At 46.9% G+C, this 15,732-nt stretch carries 17 protein-coding genes; 10 read left to right on the forward strand and 7 right to left on the reverse strand.

Going from position 1 to position 15,732, the window contains the following annotated elements; translation table 11 throughout:
* Positions 1 to 29: 29 nt before the first annotated feature.
* The 5 genes from rng to mreB all read right to left on the reverse strand — a co-directional run bounded on the left by rng (position 30) and on the right by mreB (position 4,795).
* The gene (gene rng, locus PSI15_RS02325) at positions 30 to 1,499 is read right to left on the reverse strand and encodes a ribonuclease G (RefSeq protein ID WP_045972853.1); all 1,470 of its coding nucleotides are present in this window, start codon (positions 1,497 to 1,499) and stop codon (positions 30 to 32) included.
* Positions 1,496 to 2,083: a Maf family protein gene (locus PSI15_RS02330; RefSeq protein ID WP_045972855.1), complete on the reverse strand. Its 588-nt coding sequence runs from the start codon at positions 2,081 to 2,083 to the stop codon at positions 1,496 to 1,498. The genes rng and PSI15_RS02330 overlap by 4 nt, the downstream gene beginning before the upstream one ends.
* A 55-nt stretch (positions 2,084 to 2,138) precedes the next feature.
* The gene (mreD, locus tag PSI15_RS02335; protein ID WP_045972857.1) at positions 2,139 to 2,627 is read right to left on the reverse strand and encodes a rod shape-determining protein MreD; all 489 of its coding nucleotides are present in this window, start codon (positions 2,625 to 2,627) and stop codon (positions 2,139 to 2,141) included.
* Positions 2,624 to 3,643, reverse strand: a complete 1,020-nt coding sequence (gene mreC, locus PSI15_RS02340) for a rod shape-determining protein MreC (protein ID WP_045973751.1) — start codon at positions 3,641 to 3,643, stop codon at positions 2,624 to 2,626. The genes mreD and mreC overlap by 4 nt, the downstream gene beginning before the upstream one ends.
* A 108-nt stretch (positions 3,644 to 3,751) precedes the next feature.
* Positions 3,752 to 4,795, reverse strand: a complete 1,044-nt coding sequence (gene mreB / locus PSI15_RS02345; protein WP_010847922.1) for a rod shape-determining protein MreB — start codon at positions 4,793 to 4,795, stop codon at positions 3,752 to 3,754.
* A 671-nt stretch (positions 4,796 to 5,466) separates the two neighbouring features.
* Here mreB and acuI point away from each other — a divergent pair.
* The 9 genes from acuI (at position 5,467) to fis (ending at position 13,430) form a co-directional block, all read left to right on the forward strand.
* The gene (acuI, locus tag PSI15_RS02350; protein ID WP_273582129.1) at positions 5,467 to 6,441 is read left to right on the forward strand and encodes an acrylyl-CoA reductase (NADPH); all 975 of its coding nucleotides are present in this window, start codon (positions 5,467 to 5,469) and stop codon (positions 6,439 to 6,441) included.
* Positions 6,442 to 6,596: 155 nt separating this feature from the next.
* Positions 6,597 to 7,049, forward strand: a complete 453-nt coding sequence (gene aroQ / locus PSI15_RS02355) for a type II 3-dehydroquinate dehydratase (protein WP_273582130.1) — start codon at positions 6,597 to 6,599, stop codon at positions 7,047 to 7,049.
* 28 nt (positions 7,050 to 7,077) lie between these two features.
* Positions 7,078 to 7,533 carry an acetyl-CoA carboxylase biotin carboxyl carrier protein gene (gene accB, locus PSI15_RS02360; protein WP_045972860.1) on the forward strand — a complete coding sequence of 152 codons (456 nt, stop codon included), beginning with the start codon at positions 7,078 to 7,080 and terminating at the stop codon, positions 7,531 to 7,533.
* A gap of 13 nt (positions 7,534 to 7,546) precedes the next feature.
* Positions 7,547 to 8,896, forward strand: a complete 1,350-nt coding sequence (accC, locus tag PSI15_RS02365) for an acetyl-CoA carboxylase biotin carboxylase subunit (RefSeq protein WP_273582131.1) — start codon at positions 7,547 to 7,549, stop codon at positions 8,894 to 8,896.
* A gap of 318 nt (positions 8,897 to 9,214) precedes the next feature.
* A complete protein-coding gene (locus tag PSI15_RS02370; protein ID WP_273582132.1) occupies positions 9,215 to 9,487 on the forward strand; it encodes a YhdT family protein in 273 nt (90 codons plus the stop codon).
* Positions 9,477 to 10,922 (forward strand): sodium/pantothenate symporter, encoded by a 1,446-nt coding sequence (gene panF / locus PSI15_RS02375; protein WP_273582133.1) that lies wholly within the window; start codon positions 9,477 to 9,479, stop codon positions 10,920 to 10,922. The genes PSI15_RS02370 and panF overlap by 11 nt, the downstream gene beginning before the upstream one ends.
* Before the next feature lie 54 nt (positions 10,923 to 10,976).
* On the forward strand, positions 10,977 to 11,858 hold the full coding sequence (prmA, locus tag PSI15_RS02380) for a 50S ribosomal protein L11 methyltransferase (RefSeq protein ID WP_273582134.1): 882 nt from the start codon (positions 10,977 to 10,979) through the stop codon (positions 11,856 to 11,858).
* 284 nt (positions 11,859 to 12,142) lie between these two features.
* Entirely contained in the window at positions 12,143 to 13,126 is a 984-nt protein-coding gene (dusB, locus tag PSI15_RS02385; RefSeq protein WP_071827287.1) for a tRNA dihydrouridine synthase DusB, read from the forward strand.
* 7 nt (positions 13,127 to 13,133) lie between these two features.
* The gene (gene fis, locus PSI15_RS02390) at positions 13,134 to 13,430 is read left to right on the forward strand and encodes a DNA-binding transcriptional regulator Fis (RefSeq protein WP_010847912.1); all 297 of its coding nucleotides are present in this window, start codon (positions 13,134 to 13,136) and stop codon (positions 13,428 to 13,430) included.
* Positions 13,431 to 13,733: 303 nt separating this feature from the next.
* On the opposite strand, the gene PSI15_RS02395 is transcribed toward fis, so the two are convergent.
* Positions 13,734 to 13,997: a helix-turn-helix domain-containing protein gene (locus PSI15_RS02395; RefSeq protein WP_273582135.1), complete on the reverse strand. Its 264-nt coding sequence runs from the start codon at positions 13,995 to 13,997 to the stop codon at positions 13,734 to 13,736.
* A 390-nt stretch (positions 13,998 to 14,387) separates the two neighbouring features.
* Between PSI15_RS02395 and PSI15_RS02400 the strand changes: the two genes are divergently transcribed.
* Positions 14,388 to 15,017 (forward strand): hypothetical protein, encoded by a 630-nt coding sequence (locus tag PSI15_RS02400; protein ID WP_273582136.1) that lies wholly within the window; start codon positions 14,388 to 14,390, stop codon positions 15,015 to 15,017.
* A 437-nt stretch (positions 15,018 to 15,454) separates the two neighbouring features.
* On the opposite strand, the gene PSI15_RS02405 is transcribed toward PSI15_RS02400, so the two are convergent.
* A partial coding sequence (locus PSI15_RS02405; protein WP_273582137.1) for a terminase TerL endonuclease subunit occupies positions 15,455 to 15,732 on the reverse strand: 278 nt, incomplete at its 5' end.

Here is a 15,732-nt window from a genome sequence, read left to right on the forward strand (position 1 = left end):
ATTTCTCCTTGGTTGTCAGCGCTATTGCTCTACATCATAATAACGTCAAATTGCTCCTGGCTGTAACGCTGCTCTGTCTGCACTTTGACCTGTTTACCTACAAAAATTTCGACTTCTGCCAATGCGTGGGATTCATCCCCTTTCAGGACTTCGCTGACAGTGGGAGAGGCATAAACCAGAAAACGATCCGCATCAATGGCACGATTGACACGGACAATTTCACGCAAGATTTCATAACAGACGGTTTCGACGGATTTTACCGTGCCGCGTCCCTGACACGTTGGGCAATGATCACACAGAATATGTTCGATACTTTCCCGTGTGCGCTTGCGCGTCATCTCAACCAATCCCAGTTGTGAAAAACCATTGATGGTTGTTTTCACCCGATCTTTGCTTAATGCCTGTTCGAGGGAAGCCAAAACACGGCGACGGTGTTCTCCATTACCCATGTCAATAAAATCAATGATAATGATGCCGCCCAGATTACGCAGCCTTAACTGCCGGGCGATCGCCTGTGTGGCTTCGATATTGGTATTAAAGATAGTCTCTTCTAAATTGCGATGCCCAACAAAAGCACCGGTATTAATATCGATGGTCGTCATGGCTTCCGTCTGATCAATAATCAGATAGCCACCTGACTTTAATTCTACTTTACGTTCCAGCGCCCGCTGAATTTCACGTTCCACGTCATACAGATCGAAGATCGGCTGATTTCCCTGATAATATTCCAGTTTCGCGTTCATCTCAGGAATATATTCATCAATAAATTCCTGTAATTGGACAAACGTCTGGCGGGAATCAACGCGAATGCGGTCGAGGGAAGCGCCAACAAAATCGCGCAAAACACGCTGCGCCAGTGCCAATTCCCCATAAACCTTGTTTTTGGTGATATTGCGTTTTTTACGTTCAATCACCTTACTCCACAGACGCTTCAAAAATGCTGCATCCTGTGCCAGCTCTTCGCTTCCCACCCCTTCAGCCGCCGTGCGGATAATAAAACCGCCATGCTCATCACAATACGCCATGACGATGCTTTTCAGGCGTTCACGCTCTTCTTCGCTCTCAATACGTTGTGAAACACCCACATGGGATGCCCCCGGCATAAACACCAAATAACGTGACGGTAAGGTGATATCCGTTGTCAGACGGGCACCTTTGGTTCCCAGCGGATCTTTTACGACCTGAACCAGTAAATCCTGCCCCTGACGCACCAATTCGCCAATGTCTCTGACATGGAAATTTTTCCGCTCTTCACCCGCAATACATTCCGTATGCGGCACAATATCCGAAGCATGCAAAAAAGCGGCTTTCTCCAGCCCGATATCCACAAAGGCCGCCTGCATACCAGGCAGAACCCGGCTCACACGCCCTTTGTAAATGTTCCCGACAATGCCTCTTTTAGCTTCCCGTTCAATATGCACTTCTTGCAAGATACCGCCGTCAATATAAGCAACCCGCGTTTCGGATGGTGTTACATTGACTAATAACTCTGCTGTCATGAATAATCCTTCCCATCTGCTAACGCTAAAAACCGTGTGATTAATTCATGGGTTTCCACCAGTGGCAAGCCGACAACAGCGTGGTAACTGCCATTAATTTTTCTGACAAAACAACCGCCTTTACCTTGAATGCCATAAGCGCCGGCTTTATCCATTGGCTCCCCAGTGGCGATATATTCCTGTATTTCCGGTTGGGATAACTGGCGGAATATCACATCCGTAATGACTATCTCGCTCAAGGTATGTTGACTGCTCGATAAAGCAACAGCCGTCATCACTTGATGGCACTGACCTGACAAAGCATTAAGCACTTTTGCAGCGTGTTGCTGATCGCGTGGTTTCTCTAAGATACGGTTATTCAAGACAACAATGGTATCCGCCCCCAGAACGGGGTGATCGTGTGGCGCAATGGCGACGCCGGCTCGCGCTTTTTCTCTGGCCAGCCGGGTAACATATTGCTGTGGAGACTCCCCTTCACGCCATTTTTCTTCGACCTGAGGTGCCAGGATTTCAAAGTTAAAATCCAACAATTCCACCAGCTCACGCCGTCTTGGTGAGCCAGAAGCTAAGTAAATGGTTTTCATCGTGAATAATCCTTAGGAATCTATCTCATCAGCTATTTTTTGTTAGGAGACTACGTTAACGAATTGAAAATTGACGACGGATTTTCCGCATTAATAGGAATAGCCAAGGCCAGAGAATACCATTAACCACCCCATTCCAGAACACTTCCGGATGAAAGAGGGGTTTTAGTAGCAAAGCATGGACCAGAAAAACGCAGAGGTTCATCAATGTTGAAAGCCCCACCACAACCAGCGCTTGCTGCCAAAGCGCCATATTGCGGATAAGCTGGAATTTGAAAGCAACCAGAAAGCTGATAAGGCTAAATGCCAGGGCATGTGCGCCCAAAATACTGCCGTGCAACAGGTCAGTAATCATTCCCAAGACAAAGCCTGTACCTACGCTGACGCGATGAGGAAGCGCCAGCAACCAGTAAATTAAGCACAGCATCAATAAAGTGGGCCGAAACATAAAGAATTGCTCCGGCCACGGCATAATCTGTAGCACGATTGCAATCAGGAAAGATAACCAAATGACCCAAAGTCCTTGGCTATGGTATTGACTCATTGATGATTTCCTGTAGCGGGTGATGACGGTTTCGATATCGGTTTTTCCGCTGATGTTTCTTTTTCTACGGATTTGGGTGCCGGCAATTGCGGTATCTCATTTGATGGGTTTGGCAACACCTGTGGTAACATCTGCATCAAACGTTCATTGGCCGCCCGATAGACTTCCGAAGGGGGTAACGGTTCCGACGGATTATTATCAGCCCCCCATAATAGCAGTAAATAGCGCAAGCGCCGCAATTCCGCCAATGGACGGGCATGAATGACCGCATGGGCCCGCTGGTTATCAATTTTGACAGCAGAAACAACAGCCACAGGATAACCTTCAGGAAAACGCCCCCCCAATCCCGATGTCACCAATACATCACCGACGCGGATATCAGTATCACTTGGCAAAGGTTCTAGCAGAAGATCATCCGTACACCCTGCCCCATTCGCGATAACCCGAATATCATTGCGCAAAACCTGCACTGGAATGGCGTGAGAGGGATCGCAAATCAGCAATATCCGGCTGCTCAACTGACTCACGGCAGTAACCTGCCCCACCACACCCCGATCACTGATAACCGGCTGCCCTTCATACACTCCCTCTTTCGCCCCTTTATCAATGACAATTTGTTCCCGATAGGGGTCCATCCCTCCGGAAATCACCTGCGATACCATCATGTGTTCATCATTACGCAGAGGCGACCCCAGTAATTCACGTAAACGGGAGTTTTCTTGTTTCAGTTGCCCCAACAGCAACAATTTACTGTCCTGTAACCGCAATTCGTTACGCAGGGTTCTATTTTCCAGCTCAAGATGATTACGGCTGGCAAGGGATTCTGAGATGCCATCCAAAAACTGGCGTGGTCCGTTGGCAAGAAAGTAAAAAGGACTCACAGCCGTATCCATGTAGCTACGGACTTTATTGAAAACACCAAGGCGGCTGTCTACCACAACCAAAATAATGGCAATAATGATAGCAAAAAAGAGTCGTAGTTGCAGAGAAGGCCCTCTGCTGAAAATCGGCTTCATAAATGGCGTATTATCGGGCTGTGTTATCTTATAAAGGGTAAAACCCCGCAACGGTCAGCAAGGAGGCTGCGATAAAGCTTATCCACCTCCCAGCTCGCAGAGTGACTTTCAGTCTTCGCTGAACAGATCGCCGCCGTGCATGTCGATCATCTCCAGTGCCTTGCCACCACCACGGGCAACACAGGTCAGTGGATCTTCAGCAACAATAACAGGAATGCCGGTTTCTTCCATCAACAAACGGTCAAGATTACGCAATAACGCGCCACCGCCCGTCAGCACCATGCCGCGCTCAGAAATATCAGAGGCCAATTCTGGTGGACACTGTTCCAAAGCAACCATCACCGCACTTACAATCCCCGTTAAGGGTTCTTGCAGTGCTTCAAGAATTTCATTGGAATTCAGCGTAAAACTGCGCGGGACACCTTCCGCAAGGTTACGGCCACGCACTTCAATTTCCCGTACTTCATCCGTGGGATAGGCAGAACCAATTTCATGCTTGATGCGCTCTGCCGTTGCTTCCCCAATCAGGGAGCCATAATTGCGGCGCACGTAATTGATGATAGCTTCATCAAAACGGTCACCACCAATACGTACCGAAGAAGAATAAACCACGCCATTCAGGGAGATAACCGCCACTTCCGTGGTTCCCCCACCAATATCAACCACCATTGAACCCGTTGCTTCGGAAACGGGCAAACCTGCGCCGATGGCGGCTGCCATGGGTTCTTCAATCAAAAAGACTTCCCTGGCGCCTGCGCTTTGGGCAGATTCACGAATGGCACGACGCTCAACTTGGGTCGCACCAACAGGCACACAGACCAACACGCGCGGACTTGGGCGCATGAAACTGTTGTTGTGAACCTGTTTGATAAAATGCTGTAGCATCTTTTCGGTAACATAAAAATCAGCAATGACCCCATCCTTCATGGGACGGATAGCGGCGATATTACCCGGCGTACGTCCCAGCATCTGCTTTGCTTCCAGCCCTACTGCTGCAACACTTTTTGGTGAACCAGCCCTGTCTTGACGAATGGCAACGACAGAAGGTTGATCCAATACTATTCCTTGGCCTTTGACATAAATAAGGGTATTGGCAGTACCCAAGTCAATGGACAAATCGTTGGAAAACATGCCACGAAATTTCTTTAACATAACGAAAGGATAATCCTGCAAGCCGGGGACGGAGATTGTCCGTCTACTCTACCAACCACATGAAGCAGCGACAAGGCGCATAATTAACTACTTTTACTACTTCAATAAAAGTGGCTACGTTATTCACATCAGAAATACGGTATTCTACGTTACTTTTCTCTAACGGAGCAGAAAAAAACTGCATAAAAATGGGTTAATTTCACCGATAATCTCATCACTGCCCCCCAAAATCAGCCAATACACAAAAAAAACACATTTGTCGTACATATTGAGATACGGCCACCCCGCTTTTCAAGCCTCATGCTGCCTTGCACCATTTCAGTCAGCTCAACCAAGTTCCAACGCGGGATGGAGTGCATTAATTATAAAAGCAATAGATGAATTTAGTGAGATTAGGAATAATAGTTGAAATCCTATATATTATTATCTTTTCCAATGCCATCCTGAACAAAAATAAGTAACCACCGTTTTACCACCCTCTATCACAATATTATTGCCTGCCCATTTCAGTACGTCAGATTTTATCTATATTGTGGTGAAGAAATTTGTGGTGAAGAAATTTGTGGTGAAAAAATATTGTAGTAAAAAAATATTGTGGTGAAGAAATGGTGGTGATGCCAGACACAAACAGGTAATGATATCAGCTAGATACCTATCAAGAGAGAGTTATCATGAAAGCCTTATTACTGGAACAACACGAAACATTATCAGCATCTGTTCAAGATATTGATGCGTCTCAATTGCCATCGGGTAATGTGGTCATTGATATTCATTGGTCAACACTCAATTATAAAGATGCTCTTGCGATTACGGGCAAGGGGAAGATTATCCGCCAATTTCCCATGGTGCCCGGGATCGATTTTTCGGGTGTTGTCCATCATTGTGAAGATCCCCGTTTTCACGTCGGGCAACATGTTTTGCTAACGGGCTGGGGGGTGGGAGAAACACACTGGGGGGGACTGGCAGAACAAGCGCGGGTATCGGGTGAATGGCTGACCCCCTTGCCGCACGCATTAACGCCCCGACAAGCCATGATCATCGGCACGGCGGGCTTTACTGCCATGTTATGTGTCATGGCGCTGGAACAAGGGGGGGTAACGCCTGACAGTGGAGAGATTGCCGTGACGGGCGCCAGTGGCGGTGTTGGCAGCACGGCAATCACCTTGCTGTCACAACTGGGCTATTCCGTGACCGCGATTAGCAGCAAACCCGACAGTCGAGATTACCTGCTCTCACTGGGGGCAAATACGGTTTTGCCTGCCGGTGACTTCAACCAACCATCACGCCCGCTGGAAAAACAGCGTTGGGCAGGTGTGATAGATACGGTTGGCGGCGTAACATTGGCAACATTGCTGGCCCAAATCCATTACAACGGCACGGTGGCGGCCTGTGGCATGGCCAGTGACAGCCAGCTTCCCACCAGTGTGATGCCGTTTATCCTGCGTAATGTTCGCTTGCAGGGTGTGGAATCTGTGACGGTTCCGGCCGCAAAACGCCCTGCCATTTGGCAGCGATTGCAGAAGCTGCTGCCGGAAGCCTTTTATCAGCACACCGCCAATGAAATCACACTCGAGCAAGTTATCGAATACGCCAATAAATTGATAAACAATCAAATTACGGGCAGAACTCTTGTGAAGATGCGCTGATAAGACCAGTATTTTGCTGCTAAATGCCACGATATGTTTATAATGTCGGGCTTTATCGCCAAATTTACAATTCTAGATATCAGAAAGAGATGACAAACCGTTAACATCGAGTTATCTTGGTCGATTGTTGACAGATTGCCGGAGATACCCGCACAATGGCAGATAAGTTTCGCATTTTACTCTTGAATGGCCCCAACCTGAACCTGTTGGGAACGCGAGAGCCAGAGACCTACGGCAAGTTAACGCTTGATGACATCGTTAACAGACTGTCAAAACAAGCTCACCAATCGGGAGCTGAATTATCCCATCTGCAATCCAACGCAGAATCTGAATTAATTGAGAGAATTCATTCAGCGCGAGGCAATACGGATTTTATTTTAATTAACCCTGCGGCATACACGCATACCAGCGTGGCATTGCGCGACGCACTTCTGGCGGTCGATATCCCATTTATTGAGATTCACCTTTCCAACGTGCACGCCCGCGAACCATTCCGCCACCACTCATATCTTTCCGATATTGCAGTCGGCGTAATCTGCGGGTTGGGAGCGGATGGTTATCGTTTCGCATTACAGGCAGCGGTCAACCGCTTGTCAACATCCAACTAATTGACTGAAAAAGTACGGAACCACACTCATGGATATTCGTAAGATAAAAAAATTGATCGAGCTGGTTGAAGAATCTGGCATTTCTGAACTGGAAATTTCTGAAGGTGAAGAGTCAGTACGCATCAGCCGGACAACGGTAGCCACGGCAATCCCTGTGACCCAGCAATATATTTCTGCACCTGCCCAGCAGCCAGTGCATGCCGCAGCGCCCGCAGCACCCGCCATCGCTGACAGATCGGCTGAAATCAGCGGTCACATCGTTCGCTCCCCAATGGTGGGAACGTTCTACCGTTCACCCAGCCCAGATGCGAAACCTTTCATCGAAGTCGGCCAGCATGTGAATCAGGGCGAAACCCTGTGTATCGTTGAAGCCATGAAAATGATGAACCAGATCGAAGCTGACAAAACAGGTGTCGTGAAAGCGATTCTGGCTCAAGACGGTCAACCGGTTGAATTCGACGAGCCATTGGTCGTCATCGAATAACGAGGCGCACCCCATGCTTGAAAAAATTGTCATTGCTAACCGCGGTGAAATTGCACTGCGTATCCTGAGAGCCTGTAAAGAACTTGGGATCAAAACCGTAGCGGTGCACTCTGCGGCAGATCGTGACCTGAAGCACGTCCTGCTGGCGGATGAAACCGTCTGCATCGGCCCTGCTGCCTCGGCAAAAAGTTACCTGAATATTCCTGCCATTATCTCTGCGGCGGAAATCACTTGTGCGCAGGCCATCCATCCCGGTTATGGCTTCCTGTCTGAAAATGCCGACTTTGCCGAACAAGTCGAGCGTTCCGGCTTTATTTTCATCGGCCCGAAAGCAGAGACTATCCGTTTGATGGGCGATAAAGTTTCCGCTATCAGCGCGATGAAAAAAGCGGGTGTTCCTTGCGTTCCCGGCTCTGATGGCCCATTGGGTGACGATGCCGAGAAAAACAAAGTCATTGCCAACCGCATCGGTTATCCGGTGATCATCAAGGCATCCGGCGGCGGCGGCGGTCGTGGTATGCGCGTTGTCCGCAGCGACAAAGATCTGGAACAATCCATCGCCATGACCCGCGCAGAAGCCAAAGCCGCGTTCAACAACGACATGGTCTACATGGAGAAATTCCTTGAGAACCCACGTCACGTTGAAATTCAGGTTTTGGCTGATGGTCAGGGTAATGCGCTCTATCTGGCTGAACGTGACTGCTCCATGCAGCGCCGCCACCAGAAAGTGGTGGAAGAAGCGCCGGCACCGGGCATTTCACCAGAGCTGCGCCGCAGCATCGGTGAGCGCTGTGCCAATGCCTGTCTCGAAATCGGCTATCGCGGAGCGGGTACCTTTGAGTTTCTGTACGAAAACGACGAATTCTACTTTATTGAGATGAATACCCGTATTCAGGTTGAACATCCCGTGACTGAAATGATCACCGGCGTTGACTTGATTAAGGAACAGTTACGTATTGCCTCTGGCCTGCCGCTGTCCATCAAACAGGAAGACATCGAAATCAACGGTCATGCGATCGAATGCCGTATCAATGCGGAAGATCCGAAAACCTTCCTGCCAAGCCCGGGCAAGATCACTCATTTCCACTCGCCGGGTGGGTTTGGAGTGCGTTGGGAATCCCATATCTATGCAGGCTATACCGTACCGCCTTACTATGATTCGATGATCGGTAAATTGATCACTTACGGCGAAACCCGTGACGTGGCCATTGCCCGCATGAAGAATGCACTGGCTGAATTGATCATTGATGGCATCAAGACCAATATCGACCTGCAACTGGCCATCATGAATGACGAGAACTTCCAGCAAGGTGGCACCAATATCCACTATCTGGAGAAGAAACTGGGCTTGCAGGATAAGTAAGTCTTCTTTCTAACGTTCAGGCAGCATTGCCTAAAATCAATAAAATCCCATCTTTTACCGGTGGGATTTTTTATTTAATCCGCGTTCAAAAACACCCGATAAATATTTAAATGAATATGGACATACTGACTTCCAAAATAACAACTTAACCAAAAGACAAAATACATACGACCTTTTAAAAAATATTATTTCATTGAAAATCAAGACAGTATTCTGATTTAATTCTTATTTCCACAACACATTTTTCCCCTGAATAAATCCGCGCATTACCGTACAATTCCCTCCCATATTGTTTCATGTAAATTACTCGGAGAACGGATGGACGGACGATTTGTTCAATCCAACAAAGAAGCACGCTGGGCAATATTCCTGACATTGGCTTATCTCGTTGGTTGGCTTCTGTGTGCTTATCTACCCAGTGATGCCATCGGCATAACCGGGCTGCCCCGCTGGTTTGAACTGGCTTGCCTGCTGCTACCCATCTTATTTATCATCCTTTGCGGGTTGATGGTGAAGTACCTGTTCAAGGATATTCCGCTGGAGGATGGTGCGCTGGAGGATCGTACACTGGAGAATAGTGATGCAAAGTGAAGTGATTCTGCCGCTCGTGGGATATCTGGCATTAGTTTTCATGCTCTCAATCTATGCTTATCGCCGCCGGCAAACCGGTGAATTCCTGAATGAGTATTTTCTCGGCAACCGTTCCATGGGCGGTTTCGTACTGGCCATGACCATTACCGCCACCTATATCAGTGCCAGCTCATTTATTGGCGGCCCCGGTGCCGCGTATAAGTATGGTATCGGTTGGGTGCTGTTATCACTGATCCAACTGCCTGCGATCTGGCTCTCACTGAGCGTATTGGGGAAAAAATTTGCTATCCTCGCCCGCCGTTACAATGCAGTCACACTCAATGACATGCTCTATGCCCGCTACCAGAGCCGCTTTCTGGTCTGGTTTGCCAGCATAAGCCTGTTGGTCGCTTTTGTCGGTGCAATGACCGTGCAATTCATTGGCGGGGCACGTTTGCTGGAAACCGCAGCGGGTATCCCTTACGATACGGGGTTACTGATTTTTGGTGTGTCAATTGCCCTCTATACCGCATTTGGCGGTTTTAGGGCCAGTGTCCTCAATGACGCCCTGCAAGGGCTGGTGATGCTGCTGGGAACAGTGTTATTGCTGGCAGGCATTATCTACAAAGCCGGCGGGATATCAGCGGCAGTAACTACCCTGCGCACCATCGATCCCAATCTGGTTTCGCCTTATGGTGCCGATAATATCCTCTCTGGGCCATTTATGGCGTCTTTTTGGGTCTTGGTCTGCTTTGGTGTTGTCGGGCTGCCACACACCGCTGTACGCTGCATCTCGTATAAAGACAGCAAGGCGGTTCACCGTGGTATTGTGCTTGGCACCCTCATCATGGCATTCCTGATGTTCGGTATGCACCTTGCGGGTGCCCTTGGCCGGGCCATCATTCCTGACCTGACCATCCCCGACCAAGTGATCCCAACCTTGATGATCACCGTACTGCCTCCTGTTGCCGCCGGGATTTTTCTGGCCGCACCCATGGCGGCGATTATGTCCACCATTAATGCCCAACTGCTACAATCTTCGGCCACTATCGTCAAGGATCTCTATTTAAACCTGTACCCACAACAGATCAGCCAAGAGAAAAAACTTTCACGCCTCTCCAGCTACTCCACCCTGTTTTTAGGCGCATTATTACTGCTGGCAGCCTGGCGTCCACCGGAGATGATTATCTGGCTGAACCTGCTGGCATTTGGTGGGCTGCAAGCCGTTTTCCTCTGGCCGCTGGTTCTGGGGTTATATTGGGAAAAAGCCAATGCCCAAGGGGCGATTAGCTCAATGCTGACCGGTGCGGCAAGTTATACTTTGCTGGCGACGTTCAATCTCCAGCTTCTGGGTTTCCATCCCATCGTGCCATCACTATTGTTAAGTTTACTGGCATTTTGGCTAGGGAATAGGATGGGGAATAAACGCACACAACAAGCTGCTGTTTCTCAATAATTGCGGCGCGATTTAATTTTATACAACAACGTCATTCACAAAACGAGAATTTTTATGCCTTGGATACAATTAAGATTAAACACCACGGGACAACAAGCGGAAGCCTTGGGCGATGAGCTGATGGAAAGTGGCGCTGTCTCGGTCACCTTTCAGGATAGCCATGATACCCCCATTTTTGAGCCTCTGCCGGGCGAGACCCGTTTATGGGGCGATACTGATGTCATTGGCCTGTATGACGCTGAAATGGATATGAAAGCGGTTGTCAGCCAATTGGAGCAGGTTCCCCAACTGGGCACAGGCTTTATCCACAAAATTGAACAACTGGAAGACAAAGATTGGGAGCGTGAATGGATGGACAACTTCCACCCGATGCGCTTCGGTCAACGTCTGTGGATTTGCCCTAGCTGGCGCGAAGTGCCCGAACCAGACGCCGTCAATGTCATGCTAGATCCCGGTCTGGCATTCGGGACAGGCACTCATCCAACCACCTCCCTTTGCCTGCAATGGTTAGATGGCCTTGACCTCACCGATAAAACCGTGATCGACTTCGGCTGCGGTTCAGGCATCCTGGCTATCGCCGCCCTGAAACTGGGGGCGAAACACGCTATCGGTATTGATATCGACCCACAAGCCATTCAAGCCAGCCGGGATAATGCTGAACGCAACGGTGTCTCTGACCAATTAACGCTCTACTTATCTAAAGACCAACCTAAAGACCTCGAATGCGATATCGTGATCGCCAATATCTTGGCGGGTCCACTGCGTGAACTTGCCCCTGTTATCGGTTCACTGCCGAAATCGGGTGGATTATTGGGCTTGTCCGGTGTTCTGGCCAGCCAGGCGGAAGGCGTTGCCCAAGCCTATGACAATGAATTTATTGTCGATCCGATAGTTGAACAAGAAGAATGGTGCCGTATCACAGGGATTAAAAAATAATCACCTGATACCTATTGCAAAGCGAGATTATCCACTAAAATGATCAGCTGAGAGGCTAATTGGTGGTAATCCGCTCTCTTTGTGATTAGAAATATAAGTAATAATAAATTTCATCAATAACATGTAACTACATGTTATTTAAGGGTAATTAAACAACTCAGAGAAAATCAACTGGAAAAAAACCGTTATAAATATCGATTCGCTCAAAGTTTGGCCTTTCATATCTTGTGAAAAATGCGTAATATACGCGCCCTTAGTCACAGTTGACCACTCTTTCTTCGTCTATGCGTATCGGACAATACCAGTTGAAAAACTGTCTTATTGCGGCTCCTATGGCAGGCATAACAGATCGCCCGTTTCGATCTCTTTGCTACCACATGGGTGCAGGAATGGCAGTCTCAGAAATGCTTTCTTCCAATCCTCAAGTTTGGAAGACGGATAAATCCCGGCTGCGTATGGTTCATAGCGACGAACCCGGCGTGCGTTCTGTACAAATTGCCGGTAGTGATCCCGATGATATGGCGGCGGCAGCGAAAATTAACGTTGCCAATGGCGCTCAAATCATCGATATCAATATGGGGTGTCCAGCTAAGAAGGTGAATCGTAAGCTGGCAGGTTCTGCATTACTGCGTTATCCAGAACTGGTTGAAAAAATCCTTTCTGCGGTAGTCAATGCAGTGGATGTTCCTGTCACTTTGAAGATCCGCACAGGGTGGTCACCGGAAGAGCGTAACTGTGTAGAAATTGCCCAATTGGCCGAGCGTTGCGGTATTCAGGCTCTTACGATACATGGCAGGACACGATCTTGCCTGTTTAATGGTGAGGCCGAGTACGACAACATTCGGACAGTTAAGCAGACTGTTGCCATACCAATTATTGCCAATGGTGACATTACTGACCCGCTAAAAGCCAGAGCAGTGCTTGAATACACTGGGGCTGATGCCCTAATGATAGGCCGTGCTGCTCAGGGAAGACCCTGGATCTTTCGGGAAATCCAGCACTATCTGGAAACAGGAGAATTGCTGCCACCGATGCCCCTTGGCGACGTGCAGCGTTTAATGAGTGAGCATATGCGAGAACTGCATGATTTTTACGGTCAAGGCAAAGGAGTTCGTATTGCTCGCAAGCATGTATCTTGGTATCTCAAGGAACATGCCCCTGCTGACCAGTTTCGGCGCACATTCAACGCCATTGAGGATGCCAGCGAACAGCTGGAGGCGTTGGAGGCATACTTCGAAAATTTTTGCGTAAATAAAGAAAAGAGCTGACAGAACTATGTTCGAACAACGCGTAAATTCTGATGTACTAACCGTTGCTACTGTAAATTCACAAGATCAGGTAACACAAAAACCTCTGCGTGATTCAGTTAAACAAGCACTGAAGAACTATTTTGCTCAACTGAACGGTCAAGACGTTAATGACCTGTATGAGCTGGTACTGGCTGAAGTAGAACAGCCACTGTTGGACATGGTGATGCAATACACCCGTGGCAACCAGACTCGCGCAGCACTGATGATGGGCATCAACCGTGGTACTCTGCGTAAGAAACTGAAAAAATACGGCATGAACTGATCCTAGTCCAGTAATATGTTGTTAAAGAAGCACTTTCTCATTTGGGGAAGTGCTTTTTTTGTTTAGGATTACCCCACCGATTACCCCACATAAAAATCCTCAACATAAAGACACGTTGCAAAGCATAAGTACCAGAAAGAAAAATAAAGATGTTTAAAATCGAGGTGTATTCATAGCAATAGAGGGTTGCGAAGCATTTCGTAATAACATCACCGATAGTGCCACCCCACCACCGCCAATAATATTCTGTGAGCAATGAAATGAGGTGACTATTTCCCTGATGTTTTTCTGGCATTAGAATGATTATTTTGATGATTTATCGCGAACTTTACGTTCAATAAAATTACCGTTCATATCAAAATAACGGCTAGGCCAGATTTCAGAGGGATGCATTTCGAGATAGTTAGCAATTATCCATTCGCCTTTCGGCCACGGTCTGCTGAGAGTATTTGCCAGTGTAGATGAACTGAGTCCTGCTTCACGAGAAACAGCCGCTAAGGTTGTACCGCGCTTACGTAATGCAGCAATAATATCGGCTTGATGCCAGTCATTTCTAACGTTATTCATTCCTGCTACCCCTTCCATTAATTAAAATTGATGGTGGCGATTCAGACAGGGTTTGCAATACCGGGAGCTATCGTCCGGCGAGGCCGAAGCCTCCCCCGCCTGAACCGCCATAGAAAAGGCGAACGCAGGCACACTGGTAGAAACATCCTACCAGTGGATAGCTCTACAGGGTTGCAAATCCCTGACCATCGGATTTTGCCGATGGCGGGGCTACTTTAACTGATTGGTTTATCTGGTTCAATAAGCGAATCAGTATAAACGCTTAACTTTTTGCGTTATATGCTGTCCAGATGAGATCTGGTACCTTGCTACTTTGAGTTCAAGCAAATATGATAGTCGGTTTCATGTCCTGAGATATTCGACAAGCATTTTGATAACAAGGACTTAAAGATGAATACGAACAGTGATTTAGATTTGACTAAATTATCTAAAGAGGAATTGATTGAATGCTATGGGAAGTATAAAAATTCAGCAATAACTCACCGTTTATGGTGTCTTGCACATCCTGAAATTCCGATAAACTTTTCTTCTGAATTTGTAAAATTGATAGAAAAATGCGAAAAATTACTCGAATTAAATAGTAATGGTACTTTATCACCAAATATTATCTTAGATGCCTTGATAGATTCAATCTACTCAGATTGCCGGGGTTTGTTCTGTGAAAACGAGAAAAACTCAAAAAATTATACGTTACAGAATTGTTTAAAAATAGCTAATATAAACAATGCAGTAATTCAGATTAATGAAATTATAGATAAAAAGGAGTTCAGTGACGAAGTTGTCAGAAATTACTCTTTCAGGGAATGGGTGAAATTCGTTACGGATAAATCAATAGCTCACAAAGATAATCTAACTGAAGATCAAAGACAAAAGATAAATTATAAATGTAAGTTCTTAAACGACAGTACAAATTTATTAGAATTTCTATACTATCTTATCCAAATTCATATAGTTTACGAAAAGGTTGTAATGCACTTCGGTGAAATCGAATTATATAAATACAATTTGTCTAAAAATTAAATCTGGAATTTAAAACACTCGGTTCCTCAAGGCGAGTGCTCGTAAGAATATATTTTGAATAATTCGCTTAAATTAAGAATTAATTAGCACACAAACAAAGCTATGCTGACTATTTTTAGTTCAAATTGGATTGTATTACATGCAAATTAAGTTCAAAAAAATTCATGCTCTCACCCTATCCCTATAGGGTTTCTATATTCAGAGGCTTTATCGTCCGCCTTGATATGGAACCTGCTAATACTCATGCTTTGTATCATATGTACAACCACTCGATGTGTAACTGCATAACTATATTGCGATATACCCACTTCTCGATTATAGAAGACTGTCAAATAAACTAGAGACTAATCCCAAAAACGTGTGCAATATCTAACCTTTTGAACATTTGATTTCACTAATTCCTATACTGCACAGGTATTAAAAAATCAATCTGTTATCTAAATTCCATCAAATCTATTCAATCTCTGCCGCTGTTCCTCACTCAATCTAAACGCAAACTCTTCATGCTCACTCTGCCATGTGCCAAAGCTCATCAGGAACGCTATTGCAGGGTCAATCTTGTTCGCAGACTTCTTCTTGTTTGGTTTGATATTGGCGTTCGCGTCGGTTTCCATCACCACATTGGACATTGCCCATGCGAGCACCGGATCGCCGTTGTGACGAATGACTTTGCGATTCACAAATACCTCAGCCGATTTAGCCACCGGGCTAAAGC

Source organism: Xenorhabdus sp. PR6a (assembly GCF_028599065.1).
Lineage (GTDB): Bacteria > Pseudomonadota > Gammaproteobacteria > Enterobacterales > Enterobacteriaceae > Xenorhabdus > Xenorhabdus doucetiae.